Genomic DNA, 22,199 nt, shown 5'->3' on the forward strand with positions numbered 1-22,199 from the left:
GAATCCCACACTCCCCCTTTGACCCTAAATGTAAAAACCTACCCCCGACTCCCGACTCCCGACTCCCGACTCCCGACTCCCGACTCCCGACTCCCGACTTCAGACTTCTGACTTCAGACTTCAGACTCCCTGCTCCCTTTGCTATCATTTAAATCTGCAACTGGAATTCTCCCATGAGCCGCCAATCCAGTGTCCGAACCGTTCTAGGACTTCTGTTCCTCTCCAGCCTCACCATTAGCCTGTGGCTCGGTGATATTCCCCATACCACCTGGCAACTGCAAGTGGGAAACCCAGCCACAGCTCAATCCCCTGATGCTAGCCAACTTGTCCAACAAGGGGTGGAACACTACCAACTGGGAAATTTTACTAGCGCTATAGAGTATTGGCAAACTGCGCTGACTACTTATCAACAAACCAACAACCGCCCTAACCAAACTATTGTTCTAGAAAACCTAGCGAGAGCTTATCAGCAAATTGGTCAAATCGACCAAGCCATTAACTACTGGGAACAAGTCATCACTAATTATCAGCAACTGGGGGATTTACAACAGGTAGGGCGGATGCTTACCGAACTGGCTCAAGCTTATAGTAAATTGGGGCAAAATCAAAAAGCGATCGCATTATTATGTGGTACCATTAATTATGATAATCCCCAAGATAAACCCTGTGTGCCAGAAAGTGCTTTACAACTGGCTCGCACCCATAAAGACCAACTTGGAGTTGCTGCGGCTCTGGGGAGTTTAGGGGATGCTTATCGCCTCAGGGGTAAGTACGATCTAGGGATTAACTATCTCAAAGAGAGCTTAACTATTGCAGAAGACATTGACCACCTTGCCTATCAATCCTCAGCCCTGAATAGTTTAGGTAATGCCTACAGTAGCAAAGCTCAGCTCAGCTATCGTCGGGCAAATTCTGCTGAAAAAATCGAGTACACAAAAAAGGCTTCGGCACTCGCAGAAAAAGCTAAGAATAACGATAGCGAAGCACTAAAGTATTTTCAGAAAAGCCTCGACCTAGCTATTACTCAAAACGACCAATCCGGTCAAATCCGGGCAAGGCTTAATGAGATTCCCTTGTATTACCGCCTTGATAAATATAGCGCTAGTGTTACGGAATGGCAAAAAGAATGGCAAAAAGCCTACTCCCTGTTGGAAAGTCTACCAGATTCCCAGGATAAGGTTTATGCTGCCATTGAGTTAGCTAACCTTTTGCAACCGATTGCTCCGGCTCATGAAACCAGTCCCTGGATGCGATGCTATCAGCCCAAACTAGAACCCCAGGCTATTGCACTCCTGACCCAAGCCGTAAAAATAGCGCAACGTATTAATGACCACCGCTCCCAATCCTTTGCCCTAGGGGAACTGGGTCATATCTATGAGTGTCGTGACCAGTATACCAAAGCCCTAGAGTTAAGCCAACAGGCTAGACTAGCAGCTGAGCAAAACTTGCTGGCAAAGGATAGTCTGTACTTGTGGGAGTGGCAAACAGCACGGATTTTTAAGGAGCAGGGGAAAGTAACTGAGGCAATTGGAGCCTATGAAAACGCGATCGCTACTCTCGAAACAATCCGTAGCGATATCCTAACTGCCAGTCGAGATGTCGTGAATTTGAAGCCTTGAGCAATGTCTCCAGAGAAGTTAAGGCAGTGACACAAACCATACCAGAGAGCAAACAGCTACTAGATGAGGAATTTCCCCGCGATCGCCTACAACAAGAATTAGGCACAACGGTTTACCCGATTATTCACATAGCTACTCATGGTGAATTCGGCACTGAACCCGAAGATACTTTCCTAGTCACTGGGGAAAATAATCAACTCACCATTGATGAATTAGATCGGGTAATTCGCAGTGTAGCTAGTACTACTGAACCAGTGGAGTTACTATCCCTGACTGCCTGTCGAACCGCCACTGGTGATGACCGAGCAGCATTAGGTTTAGCCGGTGTAGCTGTTCAAGCAGGAGCCAGAAGTGCTTTAGCCTCGCTTTGGTTCATTAATGATCAAATTACTGCCCAAATTGCTGCCCAATTTGACCAGGGTTTGCGACAATCAAACTTAAACAAAGCCCAAGCGCTTCGTGCTGCTCAAATCGCTTTACTGGAAGCAGGAGGACAATATGCTCGCCCCGCCTATTGGGCACCTTATCTAGTAATTGGAAATTGGTTTTGACACTCCCATAAGGACGGGGCTTTAAACCCAAATTTTTTGGTAATCTTAGGTGTCCGACAGACTTGAGTGAACCTGCGTCTATAACCGACCTAGTATACTGATTTTTGGCCATTGGTGCCAGAGCGATCGCAAACAGCCTGATCATTGTCCGCACCCCGCTCTTGCCTAGACGGGGCTTCCAAACATCGGACTATTTTTTGTGAGTTGAGTTAAACAAACTGCTATATACTACGAATGACTGCTAAACAGCTTGCTACCCTCGTGAACAAAGTTCCTATTCTCAGCATTGACTTAGGTCGCACCTCTACTAAAGCTTGTATCAGCCGTTACCCCGATGGTGTAGTGCTAATTCCTGCCAACGTTGCCCATCTCACCGTTGAGCAAGTGCGTCGGGGTGGGTTTGAAGCTCGACTGGGTGACCCTCTATTAGATATTTGGCTCGAGTATCAAGGCAAAGGATACGCCATTGGACAACTAGCTGCTGACTTCGGAGCTAACTTGGGTGTTGGTCAATCGAAAGTAGAAGATGCCTTGATAAAAGTCTTTGCCTGCGTAGGACATTTCGAGCTTCAAGGTGACTTGGCAATTATCATGGGATTGCCCTACCATTCCCAAGAGCAGTTTGAGCGTGAAAAAGAGGAATTAATTGGTATCCTGGCTTCACCTCATGTCATGTACTACAGAGGGGAACCAGTGTCGATTACGATTAAAAAAGTTTGGGTGATACCAGAGGGCTATGGTAGTTTGATCTGGGTTGAAGTTCAGGAAAACGATCCATCCGATGGCGGATTACATGACCGTTCCGTCGCCGTTGTGGATATTGGCCACCAAACCACTGACTTTATCATGGCAGATTCGTTCCGATTTGCCCGAGGAGCATCTCAGAGTGAAGCATTTGCCATGAATGAGTTCTATGATCAATTAGCTGCCCAAATTCAGGGAGCTGACAGTCAATCTTTGCTATTAATCAAAGCGGTTAATCGTCCAGAAGGAGAGCGCTTCTATCGTCCTAAAGGTGCTGCTCAGCCCACAGACCTCGACGAAATTATACCGAGTTTGCGCAAAAGTTTTGCCCGTGAACTGTCTGATCGTTTGCTCGCTTGGCTACCAGAACGCACCACAGACGTAGTGGTGACGGGTGGTGGTGGACAATTCTTCTGGAATGATCTTCAACTTATCTTCAAAGAAGCTAGACTCAAGGGTTACTTAGCTCAACCCTCTCGAAAAGCGAATGCTTTGGGACAATACATTTATGGAGAGGTGCAGAAGCAGTCAGCATCTCGATAACTTGTAGATAAATTGTATTGTAATTATCCGATAAGATTATAGGCATAATTACCATGGCACCTATAGCAAAAAAAGTAAATAAAACAGTAGCATTTACCGCTAACCGGGAGGATCAAGCCCTACTAAAGGTAGTGGAGAAAGAACTAGCTAAGGGTCAGTATCCTAGCTTTAGCATGTTGTGCAAGCAAGCTCTCCAAGAGTTTCTGTTGAAACCAGAGTCCTCTGAGGAAAAGAAATCCTCCCAGGAAACAACCAAAGAAACAACCGAGGAAACAACCGGTGTTGGAAATCTTGAAGACAAGCTAACCCAACTGCAGCAGCAATTAACTGAAGTGGTACAGGCGTTATCGGTTCAGAGTCCTAGCCAAGTCAATAATCAGCTAAGTGATCTGACTCAACGAATTGAGGAAATAGACTCTAATACAACTGAACAATTGACCCAGTTACAACAGCAGCTTGGGAAATTAGAGCAAGTTATATCTACTGAAGAATCCTCTGACCAACTTGATGATCAATTGACGGCCTTAATCCAACAGGTCAAGCAAGTCGATGACCGTTCTCATCAACAACTCGAACACTTAAAACAGCAAGTTGCTGGTGTAGAAACGGTGCTGTCGAATTTTAGTACGACGGATGTGTCTGGCTTAACAGCACAGGCATCCACAGCAAAAGCGACTAGAGACTCAGATGGGACGGCTAAAGCAGGATTGGAAAAAGAGGCTGATCAATCTGATCCGTTACTAAGTCGCTTGGGTTCTTTATTAGAGGATTTTTAATTAACTTTATAGTGCTATGACAAAACGCACAGTTGGACTGCTGTTTGGTGGTGTCTCAGGAGAACACGAAGTTTCCATTAGTTCTGCAAGAGCGATCGCAAACGCTCTATGTGCCGACGAAAATGCCTCTAAGTACGAAGTGGTGCCAGTGTACATTCAAAAAAATGGCATCTGGACAGCGGTCGAAACTATCGCACAGGTTTTAGACTCGGGAACACCCCTGGAATCTGCTCCTAGCGGTAATGTCTGGCAATTTCCTGCCGTTGTCAGTGAGGTAGATGTCTGGTTTCCCATCCTCCATGGTCCCAATGGGGAAGATGGCACAGTTCAGGGATTACTAAAGCTGATGGGAGTTCCCTTTGTGGGTAGTGGTGTTCTGGGTTCAGCTGTAGGCATGGACAAGCTGGTAATGAAAACAGTATATGCCCAAGCGGGATTACCCCAAGTCAAATACATGGAAGTTTTGCGATCGCAAGTTTGGTCCGATCCCTGTGTATTTACCAAACTCTGTGACCAAATTGAAGAAACCTTAAACTATCCCTACTTTGTCAAACCAGCTAATTTAGGCTCATCGGTCGGGATTGCCAAAGTGCGATCGCGTTCTGAATTAGAAGCGGCCTTAGATAAGGCTGCTAGTTATGACCGCAGGTTGATTGTAGAAGAAGGAGTAGTAGGGCGAGAAGTAGAGTGTGCTGTACTAGGGAACGATCATCCCAAAGCCTCAGTAGTTGGTGAAATTACCTATGAGAGTGATTTCTATGACTACGAAACCAAATACACTCAGGGTCAAGCGGACTTGTTAATCCCCGCTCCCTTGCCCACTGACGTCATTACCCAGATTCAGGAAATGGCAATCCAGGCGTTTACTGCCGTTGATGGGGCTGGTTTAGGACGGGTAGACTTCTTTTATGTCGAAGCCACTAGGGAAATCTTCATCAACGAGATTAACACCTTACCAGGTTTTACAGCAACCAGTATGTATCCCCAACTGTGGGCAGCTACAGGTGTTTCTTTTCCAGAATTGGTGGATCAGTTAATTCAACTAGCAATAGGGCGGGCTTGAATCTTAGTCCGAAGGGAATATCATGGGAAAGGCTATGCCGAAGATTGAGCTGAGTTAAACAATTTGAGGAGATAAACTTGGAACGGACATTTCTGATGGTTAAGCCGGATGGTGTACAACGGAATCTTGTTGGTCAAATCATCCAGCGTTTTGAGACAAAAGGTTTTACCTTAGTTGGGCTGAAGCTGATGAACGTCAGCCGTGAACTTGCCGAACAGCATTACGCTGTTCACAAAGAGAGACCTTTCTTTCCCAAACTAATCGAATTCATCATCTCTGGTCCCGTAGTAGCAATGGTCTGGGAAGGAAATGGAGTAGTGGCTTCCGCAAGAAAGATAATTGGTGCTACCAAACCTCTGGAGGCTGAACCAGGAACCATTCGGGGCGATTATGGCTTAGACACAGGTCGCAATCTTATCCATGGCTCAGATGCCATTGAGACAGCGCAGAACGAGATTAGTCTCTGGTTTAAGGAAGAAGAGCTAGTTAGCTGGCAACCAACCATAACCCCTTGGCTTTACGAGTAATAGTAACATGAACCTTTAGACCGGAAGTCCAACGCTCTACCCATGTTTGGTGAGCGTTGGTATCATTGATTGGGAGATGGGGGAATTCTTCCCGGCTCTTGTGAAAAGCCTTTAGCGACTAGCTTCTTTTGCGGTTTGCTCTTTCCCCAAAGCCGGTTGCCCTTGGTTTTCCACAGGAATTGGCTCCAGGTCTGGGGTCTTAGACTTTTCAGAAAATCCCCACATGAACACTAGGGCAATAGCAGCAATCATTAACCATTCCGGTGGCACTAATTCCGGTTTAATCGCTCTGACCAACAGCCGCAATCCCACAAAGCCCACGGTGATGTAGCCAGCATCCTCCAGATAGACATACTCTTTCAACCAACGAATAAATAAGCCCGCCATGAAGCGCAGGGTAATTACCCCAATGGTGCCACCAGCAATAACCAGCCAGGTCTGGTCAGAAATTGCGATCGCTGTCGTGACACTATCCAAGGAAAAAGCTAAATCCGTAACAGCAATTAGGGGAATTGCCTGCCATAGAGAAGTAAACTTCGGGCCATGATGGTGATGTTGTTCATCTTCATCAGAGGTGAAATACTCAAAGACCAACCAGAGCAGATAGGCTGCTCCCAATAACTCAAACTGCCAAAACTGCACTACCCAAGTGGCTGTAAAAATCAAACTGATTCGTAGGACATAGGCAACTGCTAAGCCCAAGTTAAGAGCATGGCGTTGAAGTTGTTTGGTTTCTAAGCCTTGGGAGATCGCAGCTAACGCGATCGCATTATCAGCAGACAGTACAGCTTCTAGTGCCACCAGAATCAACAAAACCACAGGACCCTCAAGCCCCACATTAAACGATGAGTTAAGAATTTGGTCTAGCATTAAAAATTATTAATGTCTTAAAAGGTTAACTTAGTCTATGTAATAGACTTAATCGCCTAAATTGCTAAAACTTTGATATCTAATTTAATTAATCTTAACATTTAATCATAATTAAAGTGCGCTGCGACCCCAGGGAGGTTCCAACGCCCACACCGAACCTTCAGCAAGATCAAGGTAATAGCTGTGATCGCAATTTGAGATCAACCCAAGCTAAAAGGATTCTATTATCTGGATTTGACCAGTGATTGTGATAAAATTCCAGAACTAGCCCAATTAGTTGGCTTCGGTGCGACCCGTGGCGAATTAAATTTGCCTAGGTCAAGCGCACCGTGAATGGTATAGAATATCGCTCAAATAAAGGAGATTGTATACGATGCCTATTTCAGATGCCCAAGTTATCGGAGCTCTATTCCTGGCTTTGATTCCGGGATTTCTAGCATTCCGGCTGTCTACGGAACTTTACAAATAATCCTGGGAAGCTCAAAGCCTTGCTCCTAAGCGGCCTGGATCTAGAGCGGACAAAGGATAAACAAAATAGTTTAACTAACCCACCCATAATCTAGGATTTGGGTGGGTTAGCTTCCTCCGCGATTCATCCCACATCTCAATGCCCAGCATGAGTGTTTAAAGTTACCGTAAGGTACTGGTCGCCTTTATGGTTAGTCGGTTATGCGTAAAAGGGTTAAAACTTTGCCGATTTTGGCTCCACTAACAATCAGGTTTCGTCTCCAGGGATGAATCGCGGACAGGAACTCTGATAAACAGCCTGAAAAACGTTATACTAAAAATAGTAGGGAAAACAAATTAAGAGCTAACCGCCACCTACTAATTAAAAATAGAACTTATTGTATTGTTCCGGCGCGGAGGGGCATCCCGTGTCGTTAATAAAGTAACCCGTGTATCCGTTCGCGATGGCTGGAGTTGGTAAGAAGCCCACACTGTAATCTTCGATGAGCGTGTGGGAGTATGTCACTTAAACTAGTTAATCAATGGCGAAGCCTCATTAAAGCTAGTGAAATCCTTGACACTCGCTCACGCTCATCACGCGATTATAGTCAGGGATTCTTAAGAGCATAAAACTCTTAATGGCTGAGCCAAACAGCCTCTAGACTCTCTGACCAAATCATTGAGCTTACTTGCATCTTGATCTACGCTTTTAGCAGCGGCTTTTCAGCTGGCGCGCAAACCGGCACCTTTTGGGTGCATTAATATTTTTTAATCTTAGCAGAGCTCATCAAGAAGCGCAACAGATTGAGTCTCCAATTCCCAAGGGTCAGAAGTTACCCCAGCGAGCAATCCCTCGCTGGGGCAGCCTTTATGGTTGGGAGGCTTGGCTGAAAAGGCTTAAAACTTTGAGGCGCGACAATCGCGCGAATTTAATTACGGGTCAAGCGCGCCTCCATGATTAAGGCAAGAGACGAAACCTTAGATCAGGTCGCCTTTATAACAACAGTTTTAAACCTTTTCTGCATAACCTACAACCCAAAAAGGCGACCTGATCTTACGGTAACTTCAAACCTTATTTTAAGGTTTCGTCTCCGGGCTGTGTGGGTCACCTGCGTCCACACTCTATAAGCCCCCTTTCCCGCGCTTCATACGCGGGTATAACGGGAGGGGAATTGGATTTGAATGATGGCTGCCAACGCCAGTCTACCTGGGAATGTTAATAGATATTTTATATATTATAAGCAATAATTCTGAATTATTATCCTGAGTGGAAGATCCTTTCCCTTGGATTGGAGTCAACACCAGGCAATTTATGTGATCGAACTCACATTATGCTAAGCTCTTAGTCTATTTGGGGGTTTGATTCTTCCATAAAGACTATTCTTTAGCTAAATTATCTGGCTAAATAAAAGGTGCATACTCAAAACTCTATCCTAATCAACCCAATAATAAACCCAAGGGCGCTGGTGTGCCAGCGTGGCATTGTAAACGGAAATGAACGCAATCCAACCCCCTCACTCAACTCGGCTACCATCAAAACCTCGCCGAAGAGTTCCTCGAATCAAGCACCGTCCGCAGCGACAGTCTTACGGGGCAGTTGCTGGTGAAACTACTGCTAAGTTACTTGTTAACCTAGTTCTCTGTGCCGCTGCGATTACCGCACTAATGGAACTATTACCTTATCATCTCTCACAGCAAGCCAAGTTGCGAGAAGTCAAACGAGAGGTGAAGCGAACTGAAACACGAGTGAATAAATTGCGCCGTGAATTCAGTCGCTCTTTTGACCCCAGGCAAGCCCAGAAAGTAATGCGAGAGCAAAGCTTACGACGTGATCCAAATCAGGTTCAGGTCGTCTGGCAAGATCCCGACTTAGGGGATGGAAATTAGTTATACTTCCGGTGGGCATAAACTGAGCTAAAGGTAATAGGTCGAGGTGGCTCGATGCGTTCGCGTAGCGTCTCCTAGGTCGAATCGCTGTTTGGGACCGTTAGAGCTAAGCACTAACCCCTTCAAGCTCTCAGTGGCTTAAGCAAATCATTGATCCAATTTTCCACTTTCTCGCGCAAGGAATCAGAAGAACCAGACTTTGGCAGCCACTTCAGAGCCTTGTGATAGTCGCTGATGGCACAGTTCCAGTCACCCCTGAGATGGTAAGTACGCCCTCTCTGAGCATAGACATGGTCTTCCAGGCATCCCAGCATTAGAGCCATGTCAAGGTTTTCTAGGGCTAAATCGTACAATCCCAATTCCCGGAAGGTGATCCCTTGGTTAATCCAGGTGCGGATATTTCCCGGATTGAGATCAATAGCTTGCTCGTAGTCGGTGAGGGCTTCAGCCAGTTGCCCAACTGATGCATAATAATTAGCGCGATTGTTGTAAGCACTGTCCAATGTTGGATCAATTCCCAGTGCCTGATTGTAATCAAATAAGGCTTTGTAGGGCTGACCACTTTGGAAATACAGCAATCCCCGATTGTTGTAGTCTGATGCGCTGGTGGGATTGAGATTAATCAACTGGGTTAACAATGCGATCGCACTGTTGTAATCCCCTTGTTTCACTTTCGAGTTTGCTAAGGTGCGCAGGCTTTTCACAGAGTGTATGTGGCTTTTTCTAGGCACTAGCCTCACTGGCGCTAAATGCCTGTGGTTTTTACGGGACATTGGGAACCACTGTCGATTTTGGTTTTGCCGATTTAGAAAAGTAGGAGCATTCATATTTGCCTCAACCTCATTTGCAGCCTATCTAGATTCAACCTTACGGCTAACAGCACCCAGCTGGTTGGTCTTAATGTGTCACTTATTAATGCGTCTTCGGTGTACCCAAGAAAACCATCCAGATTGTCCCTACAACTTGGGACTCTTCTTTGAAGACTACAGCAGTAATATTACAGTTTCCTGAAAGACGAATTAATTTTGTCCGGATGATTTTATAGAGGGGCTGGGACTGGACACTTTTGGGAAGATGCACAATTCCCTAGGGGTTTGGGGTTTGGGGTTTGGGGTTTGGGTGTCATTACTGAAATGCAGCTATAGCAGAAAGCGGATAGATGTGTTCAAAATAGTATAGTTACTATTCCACCGCATCCACTCTCAGGAGGAAATCCTGTGCCATCCCTTCCACCTTCAATTCCACCTGTGTCTTCGCCCCCAACCAACCAATGGCTGCGAATGGTAGGGATGTGGCTAGCAGTTGCTGTCATTGGTGCAGGGCTAGGTTGGTCATATCAAGAATGGCAAAGTTATCGAAATCTACTATTACGCTTAGAAGAGATTCAGAAGCACCGATCAGAACGGGAATATGAAGAATGCATCAATAAAGCCACGACTATTCCTGAAAAGTCGCCTATATATCAACAGACTCAGGTGATTTTTAATGAGTGTGCCCAGAAACTATTTGGCAAAGCTAAGATACTAGCTGCAGCGAACCAATTTAAAGACGCAATTATCGAGGCCAATAAACTGACCCCAGATAGTGCTCCTTACCAAGAGGCACAACAGTTAATTAATCAGTGGTCTAACCGCCTATTTCAGAAAGCTACCAAGCTGTATCAGGAACAAGGGAAGCTCAATGAAGCCATTGCTCTAACTCAAGTCATTCCTGAAACTAATCTGATTCGTCAAAGATTACCCGAGACCATTGCCCAATGGAAACAAGAGTGGGCTGTGAATGTATCGATTCGCAAACAAGCACTTCAAGCTCTGGAGGCAGGTCAATGGCAACAGGCTAAGCAAAAGGCTAGGAGGGTGACCACTAGCTATTGGCAAAAGAAAGTTGAACCAATTATAGACAGGGCAGATGCTAAAATTTCTACCATAGAAGCCCACAAAGAAGCTCAACGAGTCAGACGACAAGCCCAGCAAGATGCTCAACGAGTCAGACGACAAGCCCAGCAAGAGGCTCAACGCATAGCTAGAGAAAAAGCACAACAACAAGCTCAGGAGCAGGATCGACGTAGACAGCAATGCATTAAGCTGGTAACCAAATACACTGAAGAGAATGAGTGGGCTCTCAAAGAATACGAAAGGTTAAGATGTGATGATTTTCCCCATGAGCTCTTTTAACCAAGCGATCGGGTTGTTCTTCTCCTAGACAAGTTGGTTTGTTGGCACGCCCTTGATTAGGAATTAAGTACCATAACTTAACCCAACATCTAACACCTCAAACCTGACATCTAACATTTAATACATAACACCTAACACCTAAGCATCAAAACTCCATTGACAGAGTACTAGCTTAGTTTGAGCCCCTGACTAGACCTGAGAGGCTCAAGGATTGCCATAATTTTTGTAAAGTATAATGAATGATTTATTCGCAACTACATGGCTGATACAACTGCCTGGGTGAATCTCCTCACCCCCTTACCATTCCTCCCCCCTGAACACCCTCTGCCATCCCTATTGGCAACAGCAACGGAAGCCACTGCTAATGCTAATGAAGCAGAAAACGGTTCACTGGTTCTTGCAGGAGTGCTATTGAGTCTAGTGGTGATCTACTTCGCCAGTAAACTTGGAGGCGAAATTTGTGCTCGGATTAACTTACCACCGGTATTAGGGGAATTGGTCGGTGGTGTAGTTGTCGGGGTTTCTGCCCTAAATCTGCTAGTTTTCCCAGAAGGGGGCAGTGTGGCTAGCAATTCCTTAATGATGAGCTTTCTGCAAACTACCGCTGGTCTAACCCCAGAAGCTACCAACTCAGTATTTCAGTCTACTAGCGAGGTGATTTCCGTCTTAGCGGAACTCGGCGTTATCATCCTGTTATTTGAAATTGGACTAGAGTCTGACCTCAAAGAACTGATCCGTGTTGGTCCGCAGGCTGCTGTGGTAGCTGTAGTTGGCGTGGTTGTCCCCTTTGCTGCTGGTACTGCTGGTTTAGCTTACCTATTTCATATTTCTGCTGTCCCTGCTATTTTTGCTGGTGCTGCCCTAACTGCCACTAGTATCGGGATTACCGCTAAAGTCCTAGCAGAAATTGGACAGTTGAGTTCTAAAGAAGGGCAAATTATCATTGGTGCTGCCGTACTCGATGATGTCCTAGGAATTATCGTCCTGGCTGTGGTGGCTAGTCTGGCAAAAACTGGGGAAGTCGTGATCACTAATGTGATCTATTTGATTATTAGTGCTGGTGTCTTCCTAGTTGGAGCAATTCTAATCGGTCGCTTCCTCGGTCCGTATTTCGTTGCCTTGGTCAAGGAAATGAAAACCCGAGGTCAGGTATTACTGACAGCACTCATTTTTGCCTTTGTCTTGTCCTATATTGCCACAGCTATCCAATTAGAAGCCATTTTGGGAGCCTTTGCTGCTGGGCTAGTCTTGGCAGAGACGGATAAGCGTCGAGAATTAGAAGAACAGGTCTTACCAGTGGCAGATATACTTGTGCCCATCTTCTTTGTTACTGTGGGAGCCAAAACTGATTTGAGTGTGCTTAACCCAGCAGTTCCCAGTAATCGCGAGGGTTTGATCTTGGCAACTTTCCTGATTGTGGTGGCAATTCTTGGTAAGGTGATCACAGGATTGACAGTCTTTGGTCAATCAGGAATTAACCGTCTGGCTATTGGGGTTGGCATGATTCCCAGAGGTGAAGTGGGGCTAGTCTTTGCTGGTGTTGGTTCAGCAAGTGGTGCTCTTTCAGAAGCCACTGAAGCAGCGATTATCATGATGGTTATTTTAACGACTTTTATCGCTCCGCCTTTGTTGCGGTTGGTCTTTCAAGAGCCATCTGAGCCGGTGGAAACAGCTGGAGAGTCTTGAGACTTGTTGCTAAGCTATCTGAGCTTGCTGATTAAAGACAATTATTGATGCAGGATTCTTGAAGAATCCTGTTCAATTTAGTTGATTGTGTATGCTTTAAGATTTGACAAAGCTAAGTGTGTTAACTAAAACCAAATTTTCGATTCAGAGAAACCCGTGTATACTGAAACTCTTGAAACTTAACCAAGCTACTCTACGTCCGAGTCTGTTAACGGTTTTAATAAGATTAATCAGATTAATCTTATTAGTCAAACAGACTAGACATTGCTTGACTGGGCTATTAATTAGGGGTATTCATCGTGAGTGGTTAGGGATTAGCGGTTAACTATAGCCTACTCTAGGCAGCTGTTGGGGTCTAATACTTAACCGCTAACAGCTGGTATAACCAATTGCTATAACCAATTGCTATAACCAATTACCTAAGATACATGATACAGGAGTAAGAATTGTGAGGTTTCGCTGGCTACTGCTACTCTCCAGCTCTTTGACATTTTCTCTATTTTCATTGGCGGCTCAAGCCCGTGAACTACTATTTTGGCAATATGATCGCAATCAGAATCGCCTGGAATTTACCACTGATGTGGGTGTACAACCCACAGCCCAACTCATTTCTAATCCTACCCGGTTAGTGATTGATTTACCGGGAATTAACGTCGGAGGTCCATCAACAAATCAGCGTCTAAGCGGGGCGATTCGAGAAGTGCGAGTGGGTCAATTTGAGAGACAAACCACTCGGATTGTGGTTGAATTGGCTCCTGGTTACACTATAGACCCCCAGCAGGTAAAATTTCGGGGTATTAGCCCCAATCAGTGGACTGTACAATTACCTCAGCCTTATCGAGGGTCACTGCCGGTTCTGCCTAACCCAGCACCGCCATCTCTACCACCGGCTCAGCCACCGACCCGCACTCAATCCCCTCCACCACGGCCAACTATTCCGAGATCCAATCCAACTATTCCGAGATCCAATCCGGGGATTCGCCGCCAAGGCTTTCAGATCAATAGAAATGGATTTTTTGTCAGTACCGATGGTGGGAAACCTATCATTCAAATCGAACGAAGTCGCAATAACCGCCGCATTAACATCGACCTAGAAGGGGTTACAATTGCCGAGAGTCTGTTAGGGGAGGATTTGGAGGTAAATCGCTACGGGGTTAGCAAAATCGAGTTTGAAAAGAAAAAAGAGTCCCCACCGATTGTCCGGATGACCCTAAATGTGGATAGTGACAGCCCTGATTGGCTGGCATCGTTCAGTCAAAGATTGGGAGGGGTGTTGATTTTCCCTAGGGGGATCCCAGCTCAACGCTTAGATAATGGACCAACATCCAAAGTGCCAACGAAACCGATTCAATCTCGTGGCTCGGCTAATACCGGTAAGTTAGCCACCATTGGGTCAGTGGAACTGGCTAGTAATCAGACTCAGCTATTGATTAAGGCTAACCAACGGGTCAGAGCCACTAGCAAATGGGATCCTCGTTCAAAGTCTTACCAAATTACTATACCGAATGCCAAACTAGCTGAGAAGTTCAGTGGCCCTCAACTTAATACCACTAGTCCCGTATCAGAGGTGATGGTTCGGCAGGAGGACAAAAACACGGTGCTGATTCTGGTACAACCATCAAACGGTACCCGAATTGGTAGCCTCAATCAGCTCAATGATCAGCTGTTGGCTCTGCAACTGAGACCATTTCTATCAAGGAGGCCAACCAGGATACCCCCGCGCTCGATTCCTGTGCCACCGCCTAACTCGATTCCTGTGCCACCGCCTAACCGGACTCGCCCACCAATTCCCAGACGTCGGGTTCCCAAAGAGCGCCTGGTAGTGGTCATTGATGCCGGACACGGTGGCAAAGACCCTGGTGCTATTGGGATTGGGGGTATACAAGAGAAGGATGTTAATTTGTCGATTTCCCGACAGGTGGAAGCGCTGTTGGAAAAACAGGGGATCCAGGTTGTCATGACTCGCTCAGATGACCGATTCATCAGTCTGAATGGACGAGTTCAAGTGGCAGAACGGACTGATGCTGATTTATTTGTCAGCATCCACGCTAATGCTATCGGGCGTAACCGACCGGATGTGAATGGATTAGAAACTTACTACTACTCTACTGGTCAGAGTCTTGCCCAAACCATCCACTACACTATCTTGCGGAGCGTGGATATTAGTGACCGACGTACCCGACGGGCGAGGTTTTATGTGCTCAGGAAAACCTCCATGCCAGCAGTTCTGGTAGAAGTTGGTTTTCTAACCGGCTATGAAGACTCCGCTAAACTGAAAACTTCCGCCTATCGCAGCCAGATGGCTAGAGCGATCGCTCGTGGCATCCTCCTATATATTCGGCAAAATCGGTTATATTCGGCAGAATCGGTTGACCTAAGTTAAGTTCTGATATTTTGTCAATTCTTAATTGATAATTGCTAACCTATAATCTAACAATTTTCTTGTTTTGAGCGAACCTAAGTAATTTGTTTATTGCCCCTGGGTGGGTAGGTGCCAATTCTTAGCCAATGATCAATAACCAAATTTTGATCTCTCGAACTCAACCCCAGAGTAGTCCTATCGGGATTTTCGACAGTGGTGTGGGGGGTCTGACTGTTCTGAGGGAACTATACAAACAACTACCATCCGAATCAATTATTTACTTTGCTGACACAGCACGGCTACCCTACGGTACCAGATCTACCGATGAAATCGTGCAGTTCGGCTTCGAGATTCTCAGCTGGATGGTGCAACAGGATGTCAAAATGGTGGTGATGGCCTGCAACACCAGTTCGGCTCTGGCATTGGAAACTCTGCGTAGTGAGTTTGACATCCCAATGCTGGGGCTGATTCTACCGGGTGCCCGTGCGGCGCTCCACCAAGGTCGTCGGATTGGGGTGATTGCTACACCAGCTACGGCTGCCAGCAATGCTTATCGAAATGCTATTTTAGAGGTTGAACCAACGGCTCAGGTCTGGCAAGTGGGTTGTCCGGAGTTTGTGCCATTAGTGGAGCAAAATCGCTTGTGCGAACCCTACACTACAGCGGTAGCACGGCAGTACCTAGAACCTTTGCTAGCAGCCCAAATTGATACCCTAGTTTATGGCTGTACTCATTATCCCCATCTCGAACCGATCCTACGGGAAATATTACCCCCAGACGTTAAATTGGTAGACCCAGCGAAATACGTTGTTGCTGCTGCTGCTCAAGAACTGGATTTAATTGGAGGGAAGAATACTGGGGAGGCAAGACCAACTCGCTTTGGGGTCAGCGGTTGTCCTCAACAGTTTGCCCAACAGTCCCTACAATGGCTGGGTTACACTCCAACAGTTGAAAAAATACATCTACCACAGGTGTCAATCCCTAGGATACCTTTAGGTGCGACCCGTGATGGCGAGCAATCCCTTGACCGTAGGTCACGCTAAGCGAACGCCATCACGGAAAGCGCACCTTTAGAATCGGTAGACTGACCAATAATAGACCGATTTTTTTTACCATAAAATTGCTTGTGGAGGCAATAGTTAACGCATCCCACTTTCCTTAGGTGAAGTCGTTGCTCAGAGGCGATTTCACCTAAGTTAGTTATTATCATGATTAATTTTTCGCAATTTTTTCGGTCACTTTAACCCCTTTAACTCACCCTAGATCTAAATCAAGCTAAATCAAGGTTTGGCTCGGCTTGTCATATCATCTCCGGATAATTACCCTTAATAATCTGTCGCCCACGGGAACGCGCACCAAGAGACGGGAAAGGGGAATTCCTAGTTTTGTAAATTTTTGTTTCAAACTTATCACAATTAACGTAAAAGCGAAAACTCACGCTGAAGACTACTTTAGTAACTCAAAACCCTAGTTGTTGAGTAAGCAGTCAGCTATCAGCTTAGTCAAGAAACAGAGTCAAGTCATGGAATTTTTTTCCTGGGCGACTCTTGTCTATTAAAATCTGGTTTATCGCTTTTTTATAACCATTAAAAATTGCGAATTAATAATTTACCCTTAACCTTTAGCAATAAAAAATCAGGGATATAATAATTAGTAAAGCAGATTTAATCGCCAATAACGTTACGTTAATTTTATAAGTAATCCAACTATGTCAGCTCTAACTATTAAAGACATCAACATCGATAGCCTTTCTGTGGAAGAACGCTATGCACTTGACATTCTAGTCAACCTGCCAGTGCCTCAGGTTAGTCAACTCCAAGAATTAATGGAATTGGAGGTAGAAGACGTTATTAACCCTATAATTTTAGAAAATTTTCTTGAACTGTGTCAAGAATGCGGCTTGGACTTGTCTGAGGCAGGAGTCAATAAGTTTAAAGATGCTAACAAACTCGGTAATACTGGAGCTGTCAGAGGAATTATTGGTCCTCAAACGGCTCAGTTTTACTTTGATGCTATCATCAATAAAGTAACACCAGAGTTGCCACCAGGTACCGATAGAAACATTAACCAAGCTGGTTTAGATCTTGTTAAAGAGTTTGAAGGACTCCATAAAAGGTGCCCTGATGGCAGAGTAGAAGCTTATATCGATCCGGTGGGAATTCCTACTATTGGATGGGGTCATACTGCTGGTGTTAGGATAGGAGATATCATCACTGTTGAGCAAGGGGAGAAATTGCTCAGACAAGATTTAGAAAGTTCTGAATCTACGGTGAGTAATCTTGTCAAAGTATCACTGACTGATAATCAATTCTCTGCTCTAGTTAGCTTTGTGTTCAATATAGGACCAACAGCGTTTAGGCGCTCGACATTATTACGTAAGTTGAATCATGGTGATGATCAAGGGGCTGCCAATGAGTTTCTTCGTTGGAACAAGGGTGGTGGTCGAGTCCTATTAGGCTTGAGCAAACGCAGAGAAGCGGAGCGTAAACTGTTTCTGAGCTAATTCAAATTGAAGGTTAAAGGTTGCAGGTTGAAAGGTTGAAAGTTTGAAAGGTTGAAGATTGTCATCCAAGGCTACACCTAATACCTAACCCCTAACCCCTCTAAGTTTGGCAAAATGTATAATAAAAGACCTATCACCCAGTAAGGTAATTACTCACCTTAGCCAAAAAAATGGGTTTAAAGCCCCGTCCTTCTAGGACGGCTTTTATTTTAATCTCTGACTTGACAGTTTTCACAGAGCGTGTTATTGAAAAATATAACAGATAACTAAAAACAATACGGATAGACACTATCTTAGAATAAGTAGACAATGTAAAAAACAAGCTAAGAGATAAGCATGTTGCATAATCCAATCTAACGATTTGGTCGTCTATGAAAATCTAAGATTAAAAAAAATATGGGCTCTCCTAGACTGATTATAGTAAATGAGTAGTTTAAATTAGCGATTACCCCTTAAATAGCAAGGGATTCAATAAACTAAAAATACATTTTTAGTTTATTGGCATTTTTAAATTAATCAAACCCTTGATTAGTAAAGGCTATGGCGATTATTTTATACTTTATAATAGCCACTCTAGGAGAGCCAAAATATTTAAAATCATTGTCTATCTAAATCCTTAATAATTTAGGTACGGTGGGGCACACCGAAACCTAGGTCATAGACCAAACACGCTCATGGAGAATTGTCCTCTACCTTTCCTGGCTCCGGCCTGGTTAGGCAAGACAGCTCGTTGAAGTGAGAATCCCCGTCCATAAGCGGGCGGGGAGTGTCAACAAACCAAAAGTTTATTTGGGCTACAGGCATGACCAAACAAGCACCTACTTCCTTGCTTTACCTAAACGTGGCACCGACTCAAGTAGTGCGTTGCTCCTTGGAAGAATCAGGAAATGCGATCGCACGGCTGGGAAATCGTCCTTTGATTCTAGGAGGTCAGCATACTCTGGCTACCCTAGCCTCATCACTGGAATCGGTTTTGGAACAGCATCAACTCAGTTATGAATGCGCATCCTACAGTCCTGATTGCAGTGAGAAGTCTCTAGCTAAACTCTCAGAAGCTGTTGCTGCTCATCAATCTGACTTGATTATTGGGATTGGCGGAGGTAAGGCGTTGGATACTGCTAAAATCCTAGCGCACCAGTGCCAGTTACCTGTGGTTACTGTACCCACCTCTGCTGCTACCTGTGCCGCTTGGACAGCTCTATCTAATATCTATTCTGACCATGGGGCTTTCCTGTATGATGTTGGACTTGACCATTGCCCAGATTTATTGGTACTCGATTACAGCTTGATTCAGACAGCGCCCCAACGTACCCTAGTTGCCGGGATTGGTGATGCCTTAGCGAAGTGGTACGAAGCTTCGGTTAGTAGTGGTAGCGCTACAGATACTCTAATTATTGCGGCTGTCCAACAGGCAAGGGTATTGCGAGATATTTTGTTCCAAAAGTCGGTTGAGGCTCTAACCCAACCTGGTAGTCAAGTTTGGCGGGAAGTTGTTGATGCAACAGTTTTACTGGCTGGTGTGATTGGGGGCTTGGGTGGAGCTCGATGTCGTACTGTTGCTGCCCATGCTGTACATAATGGTTTAACTCATATCCCAGCAGCTCACGATTCTTTACATGGTGAAAAGGTGGCTTATGGCATTTTGGTGCAGCTGCGTTTGGAAGAAATGCTTCAGGGGAACCAACTGGCGGCATCAGCACGGCAACAGTTGCTGAAGTTTTATGCTGAGCTTGGTTTGCCCCAAACTCTCCAAGACCTGGGATTAGGGTCGATTACCTTGGCTCAGTTACAGAAAGCAGCTGAGATTGCCTGTGGGGAAAATTCTGATATTCATCGGCTACCGTTTAAGGTGCTTCCAGAACAGCTGATGGCAGCAATGGTTTCTACTAGGATACTAGTTGAGGGCAGTCGTAAGGAGTTAAGTTTGCCAGCGGTTGAGGTTGAAGGTTGTCTGTCAGAATGAAGAATGTAGAATGAAGAATGTAGAATTTGGAATTCTACATTCTTCATTCAAAAATGTTGCAGGTTGCAGGTTGTAGGTTGAACGGTGTTGGGTTAAGGTTGCAGCTTTTGAGCTCAAACCTGTTGACACTCCCCGACCATTAGGCGCGGGGATTCCTAGATCAACGAGCCGCCTTAAACCGCCGTATTCCTATCTTTAACGCCGTCAAAAATAGGACAGTACTTAACCAAAAACCCGTCAAGACCAAGTTTTTAGTCAATTTACGACAGACCCAGAGGGCGATTCTCCCTAGGCGTTTGGTTACTTAGTTGGAAGTGCCTTTAAGAGTCCGTTTCTCTTCCTTTTCGCCTGGTTCCGGTGTGCCCCACCGTACCGTTTCTTTTTCTCAAGTTGTGATTTTTCTGGGTTCACACGTTAATTGTTAGTTAACGATTGGGTTTTTAAGGAGGATTTTCCCTGCCCTCCGGGCATTACTGTTTTAAGGTCAAGCAGTGGCGGGCTTCTCTCCCGGTTGCGCCTCGGTTTTTCAACCTGTACCCTATACTTATATACCCTAGGGCTAGATAATCGTCAACCCTTTAGACTAGATTTCTTTTAGGCTAAAAGCGCGCTAGTCGCTTTCATCTCCGCTCGCTTTGTGGCGGAGTTTTCAGTGTTCGGATTTCTAATAACCTTTTATATTACTAGCATTTTCCCTTATACTGGCTCTCAACTCGTTCGCGATCGCGTGGCCTTTTGGCCAAAGTCAAAAATTCTAGGTTTTGACCTTCAACCGGCTAACTTCCAAACCTGACACTGATGATGGTAGATTTGATTACCCCAGCACAACGACTAAGCGCACTCCCTCCCTATGTATTTGCTCGTTTAGATGAATTAAAAGCAAGAGCCCGTGAGCAAGGGCTGGATTTGATTGACTTGGGGATGGGTAATCCTGATGGTTCAGCACCGCAGCCGGTGATCGAAGCAGCGATCGCAGCCTTAAAAAATCCGGCTAACCATGGTTATCCTCCCTTTGAGGGGACTGCTAATTTCCGTCGGGCAATTACGAATTGGTATCACCGCCGCTATGATGTGGAGCTAGACCCAGACAGTGAAGCTTTACCTCTGTTAGGGTCCAAGGAAGGACTAGCTCACCTAGCCTTGGCCTATGTGAATCCGGGAGATTTGATTTTAGTACCTTCTCCTGCTTATCCGGTCCACTTCCGGGGTCCGTTGATTGCTGGGGGGGAAATTCACAGCTTGGTTTTGAAACGGGAGAATGATTGGCTGATTGATTTAGGGGCAATTCCGGATCAGGTTGCCCAACGAGCTAAGATCCTCTATTTTAACTATCCCAGTAATCCGACCACCGCTACCGCCCCAAGGGAGTTTTTTGAAGAAATTGTTGCCTTTGCCCGTCGGTACTCAATTCTGCTAGTACATGACTTATGTTATGCGGAATTAGCATTTGATGGCTATCAGCCTACTAGCTTGCTGGAAATTCCTGGCGCTAAAGATATTGGTGTAGAATTCCACACCCTATCCAAAACTTATAATATGGCTGGCTGGCGCGTTGGCTTTGTAGTGGGGAATAGCCGCATTATTCAAGGGTTGCGTACCTTAAAAACTAATCTGGACTATGGGATCTTTGCTGCCTTGCAAACCGCTGCTGAAGCGGCCTTGCAACTGCCAGATGTTTACCTTCAAGACGTCCAAAACCGTTACCGCCGCCGCCGAGATTTCATGATTGAGGGTTTGGCAGAGTTGGGTTGGCAGATTCCTAAATCCAAGGCAACCATGTATCTGTGGGTTCCTTGCCCAGTAGGGGTAAGTTCAACGGATTTTGCTCTGGATGTTTTGCAGCAAACTGGAGTAGTCCTCACGCCGGGAAATGCTTTTGGCATCGGGGGTGAAGGGTATGTGCGGATTAGTTTGATTGCGGAATGCGATCGCTTGGGTGAAGCCCTCAATCGGTTGAAACAAGCTAATATCCGCTACCAAGCCGAAACAATGGTTAAGGTTTAAGGTTTAAGGTTTAAGGTTTAAGGTTTAAGGTTTAAGGTTTAAGGTTTAAGGTTTAAGGTTTAAGGTTTAAGGTTGTAAATAGGTGCAAGTTGTAGGTAGGTGCAGGTAAGTGAACTCAACAACTGTTGGGGGAATTATATCAAATCTGGTAGCATCGGTTTACAACTTGCATTTGCCTTAACTATCCTTACCGACAGCGATTTTTGCGTATAGCTGTCAGTGAGAATGGCCAGAGTTTAGAATGGGTGCATCTCAGTTTTGCCTAATGGCAAAACTGAGATGCACCCTGGCGGACTTCCCCCTTGACGTTGCGGTTTAATATCTCCGGTTTCTCTATGTTGTTTTAGTAATTTGTTAGAGTCGATGCCTCCGATTAAGGAGGGCACCTCTCCTGTCATACCATACGTGAAAGTTTCCCCTCATATGGCTCCTAGATCTTCTCTCCCTTAGGAGTGCTCCAGTGAATTTGCTGGTGACAGC

19 protein-coding genes are annotated in these 22,199 nt (G+C 45.4%); 15 read left to right on the top strand and 4 right to left on the bottom strand.

Translation table 11 applies throughout. From position 1 onward, the window contains the following. Nucleotides 1-173: 173 nt before the first annotated feature. The 6 genes from F6K37_RS10905 to ndk all read left to right on the top strand — a co-directional run bounded on the left by F6K37_RS10905 (nucleotide 174) and on the right by ndk (nucleotide 5,823). The gene (locus F6K37_RS10905) at nucleotides 174-1,619 is read left to right on the top strand and encodes a tetratricopeptide repeat protein (RefSeq protein WP_287250105.1); all 1,446 of its coding nucleotides are present in this window, start codon (nucleotides 174-176) and stop codon (nucleotides 1,617-1,619) included. Beyond that, nucleotides 1,616-2,170: a CHAT domain-containing protein gene (locus F6K37_RS10910; protein ID WP_287250108.1), complete on the top strand. Its 555-nt coding sequence runs from the start codon at nucleotides 1,616-1,618 to the stop codon at nucleotides 2,168-2,170. Before F6K37_RS10905 ends, F6K37_RS10910 begins: the two co-directional genes overlap by 4 nt. A 234-nt stretch (nucleotides 2,171-2,404) precedes the next feature. Further along, nucleotides 2,405-3,457, top strand: coding sequence for a filament morphology actin-like protein FcmB (fcmB, locus tag F6K37_RS10915; RefSeq protein ID WP_008188684.1), 1,053 nt, complete (start codon nucleotides 2,405-2,407; stop codon nucleotides 3,455-3,457). Nucleotides 3,458-3,510: 53 nt separating this feature from the next. Continuing rightward, entirely contained in the window at nucleotides 3,511-4,233 is a 723-nt protein-coding gene (locus F6K37_RS10920; RefSeq protein WP_008188687.1) for a hypothetical protein, read from the top strand. 16 nt (nucleotides 4,234-4,249) lie between these two features. After that, nucleotides 4,250-5,296 carry a D-alanine--D-alanine ligase family protein gene (locus F6K37_RS10925; RefSeq protein WP_008188688.1) on the top strand — a complete coding sequence of 349 codons (1,047 nt, stop codon included), beginning with the start codon at nucleotides 4,250-4,252 and terminating at the stop codon, nucleotides 5,294-5,296. A gap of 77 nt (nucleotides 5,297-5,373) precedes the next feature. Then, a complete protein-coding gene (gene ndk / locus F6K37_RS10930) occupies nucleotides 5,374-5,823 on the top strand; it encodes a nucleoside-diphosphate kinase (RefSeq protein WP_044494944.1) in 450 nt (149 codons plus the stop codon). 111 nt (nucleotides 5,824-5,934) lie between these two features. Here ndk and F6K37_RS10935 read toward each other — a convergent pair whose 3' ends face one another. Next, nucleotides 5,935-6,693, bottom strand: coding sequence for a TerC family protein (locus tag F6K37_RS10935; protein WP_008188702.1), 759 nt, complete (start codon nucleotides 6,691-6,693; stop codon nucleotides 5,935-5,937). 373 nt (nucleotides 6,694-7,066) lie between these two features. Between F6K37_RS10935 and psaM the strand changes: the two genes are divergently transcribed. After that, the gene (gene psaM / locus F6K37_RS10940) at nucleotides 7,067-7,162 is read left to right on the top strand and encodes a photosystem I reaction center subunit XII (protein ID WP_071986952.1); all 96 of its coding nucleotides are present in this window, start codon (nucleotides 7,067-7,069) and stop codon (nucleotides 7,160-7,162) included. 1,472 nt (nucleotides 7,163-8,634) lie between these two features. Continuing rightward, nucleotides 8,635-9,027 (top strand): slr1601 family putative cell division protein, encoded by a 393-nt coding sequence (locus tag F6K37_RS10945; RefSeq protein ID WP_008188704.1) that lies wholly within the window; start codon nucleotides 8,635-8,637, stop codon nucleotides 9,025-9,027. 122 nt (nucleotides 9,028-9,149) lie between these two features. On the opposite strand, the gene F6K37_RS10950 is transcribed toward F6K37_RS10945, so the two are convergent. Continuing rightward, nucleotides 9,150-9,854 carry a tetratricopeptide repeat protein gene (locus F6K37_RS10950; RefSeq protein WP_044494947.1) on the bottom strand — a complete coding sequence of 235 codons (705 nt, stop codon included), beginning with the start codon at nucleotides 9,852-9,854 and terminating at the stop codon, nucleotides 9,150-9,152. Between the two features lie 390 nt (nucleotides 9,855-10,244). Here F6K37_RS10950 and F6K37_RS10955 point away from each other — a divergent pair, with 390 nt between their 5' ends. From F6K37_RS10955 to murI, 4 genes are all read left to right on the top strand, one after another. After that, the gene (locus F6K37_RS10955) at nucleotides 10,245-11,201 is read left to right on the top strand and encodes a hypothetical protein (protein ID WP_131827072.1); all 957 of its coding nucleotides are present in this window, start codon (nucleotides 10,245-10,247) and stop codon (nucleotides 11,199-11,201) included. A 258-nt stretch (nucleotides 11,202-11,459) separates the two neighbouring features. Then, the gene (locus F6K37_RS10960; RefSeq protein ID WP_008188710.1) at nucleotides 11,460-12,887 is read left to right on the top strand and encodes a cation:proton antiporter; all 1,428 of its coding nucleotides are present in this window, start codon (nucleotides 11,460-11,462) and stop codon (nucleotides 12,885-12,887) included. Nucleotides 12,888-13,335: 448 nt separating this feature from the next. Then, nucleotides 13,336-15,270 (top strand): N-acetylmuramoyl-L-alanine amidase, encoded by a 1,935-nt coding sequence (locus tag F6K37_RS10965; RefSeq protein ID WP_044494951.1) that lies wholly within the window; start codon nucleotides 13,336-13,338, stop codon nucleotides 15,268-15,270. 125 nt (nucleotides 15,271-15,395) lie between these two features. Continuing rightward, entirely contained in the window at nucleotides 15,396-16,292 is an 897-nt protein-coding gene (gene murI, locus F6K37_RS10970) for a glutamate racemase (RefSeq protein WP_008188715.1), read from the top strand. Here the strand turns inward: murI and F6K37_RS10975 are convergent. Continuing rightward, on the bottom strand, nucleotides 16,289-16,459 hold the full coding sequence (locus F6K37_RS10975) for a hypothetical protein (protein ID WP_008188717.1): 171 nt from the start codon (nucleotides 16,457-16,459) through the stop codon (nucleotides 16,289-16,291). The two genes, murI and F6K37_RS10975, sit on opposite strands and share 4 nt — an antisense overlap. A gap of 498 nt (nucleotides 16,460-16,957) precedes the next feature. Here F6K37_RS10975 and F6K37_RS10980 point away from each other — a divergent pair, with 498 nt between their 5' ends. From F6K37_RS10980 to F6K37_RS10990, 3 genes are all read left to right on the top strand, one after another. Next, a complete protein-coding gene (locus F6K37_RS10980; protein ID WP_008188719.1) occupies nucleotides 16,958-17,752 on the top strand; it encodes a lysozyme in 795 nt (264 codons plus the stop codon). Between the two features lie 802 nt (nucleotides 17,753-18,554). Beyond that, nucleotides 18,555-19,715: an iron-containing alcohol dehydrogenase family protein gene (locus tag F6K37_RS10985; protein ID WP_044494954.1), complete on the top strand. Its 1,161-nt coding sequence runs from the start codon at nucleotides 18,555-18,557 to the stop codon at nucleotides 19,713-19,715. Between the two features lie 798 nt (nucleotides 19,716-20,513). After that, complete coding sequence (locus F6K37_RS10990) at nucleotides 20,514-21,719, top strand: aspartate aminotransferase (protein ID WP_044494956.1); 1,206 nt, start codon at nucleotides 20,514-20,516, stop codon at nucleotides 21,717-21,719. Nucleotides 21,720-21,955: 236 nt separating this feature from the next. On the opposite strand, the gene F6K37_RS10995 is transcribed toward F6K37_RS10990, so the two are convergent. Then, complete coding sequence (locus F6K37_RS10995; RefSeq protein WP_287250127.1) at nucleotides 21,956-22,105, bottom strand: hypothetical protein; 150 nt, start codon at nucleotides 22,103-22,105, stop codon at nucleotides 21,956-21,958. Nucleotides 22,106-22,199: the final 94 nt, after the last annotated feature.

The sequence above is a fragment of the Moorena sp. SIO4E2 genome, assembly GCF_010671945.1.
Classification (GTDB): domain Bacteria; phylum Cyanobacteriota; class Cyanobacteriia; order Cyanobacteriales; family Coleofasciculaceae; genus Moorena; species Moorena producens.

What these genes read in the sequence shown, in the direction of transcription:
- F6K37_RS10905 (WP_287250105.1), top strand. Translation starts at nt 174, where the DNA reads ATGAGCCGCCAATCCAGTGTCCGAACCGTTCTAGGACTTCTGTTCCTC.
- fcmB (WP_008188684.1), top strand. Translation starts at nt 2,405, where the DNA reads ATGACTGCTAAACAGCTTGCTACCCTCGTGAACAAAGTTCCTATTCTC.
- F6K37_RS10920 (WP_008188687.1), top strand. Translation starts at nt 3,511, where the DNA reads ATGGCACCTATAGCAAAAAAAGTAAATAAAACAGTAGCATTTACCGCT.
- F6K37_RS10925 (WP_008188688.1), top strand. Translation starts at nt 4,250, where the DNA reads ATGACAAAACGCACAGTTGGACTGCTGTTTGGTGGTGTCTCAGGAGAA.
- F6K37_RS10935 (WP_008188702.1), bottom strand. Translation starts at nt 6,693, where the DNA reads ATGCTAGACCAAATTCTTAACTCATCGTTTAATGTGGGGCTTGAGGGT.
- psaM (WP_071986952.1), top strand. Translation starts at nt 7,067, where the DNA reads ATGCCTATTTCAGATGCCCAAGTTATCGGAGCTCTATTCCTGGCTTTG.
- F6K37_RS10945 (WP_008188704.1), top strand. Translation starts at nt 8,635, where the DNA reads ATGAACGCAATCCAACCCCCTCACTCAACTCGGCTACCATCAAAACCT.
- F6K37_RS10950 (WP_044494947.1), bottom strand. Translation starts at nt 9,854, where the DNA reads ATGAATGCTCCTACTTTTCTAAATCGGCAAAACCAAAATCGACAGTGG.
- F6K37_RS10960 (WP_008188710.1), top strand. Translation starts at nt 11,460, where the DNA reads ATGGCTGATACAACTGCCTGGGTGAATCTCCTCACCCCCTTACCATTC.
- murI (WP_008188715.1), top strand. Translation starts at nt 15,396, where the DNA reads ATGATCAATAACCAAATTTTGATCTCTCGAACTCAACCCCAGAGTAGT.
- F6K37_RS10975 (WP_008188717.1), bottom strand. Translation starts at nt 16,459, where the DNA reads ATGATAATAACTAACTTAGGTGAAATCGCCTCTGAGCAACGACTTCAC.
- F6K37_RS10980 (WP_008188719.1), top strand. Translation starts at nt 16,958, where the DNA reads ATGTCAGCTCTAACTATTAAAGACATCAACATCGATAGCCTTTCTGTG.
- F6K37_RS10985 (WP_044494954.1), top strand. Translation starts at nt 18,555, where the DNA reads ATGACCAAACAAGCACCTACTTCCTTGCTTTACCTAAACGTGGCACCG.
- F6K37_RS10990 (WP_044494956.1), top strand. Translation starts at nt 20,514, where the DNA reads ATGATGGTAGATTTGATTACCCCAGCACAACGACTAAGCGCACTCCCT.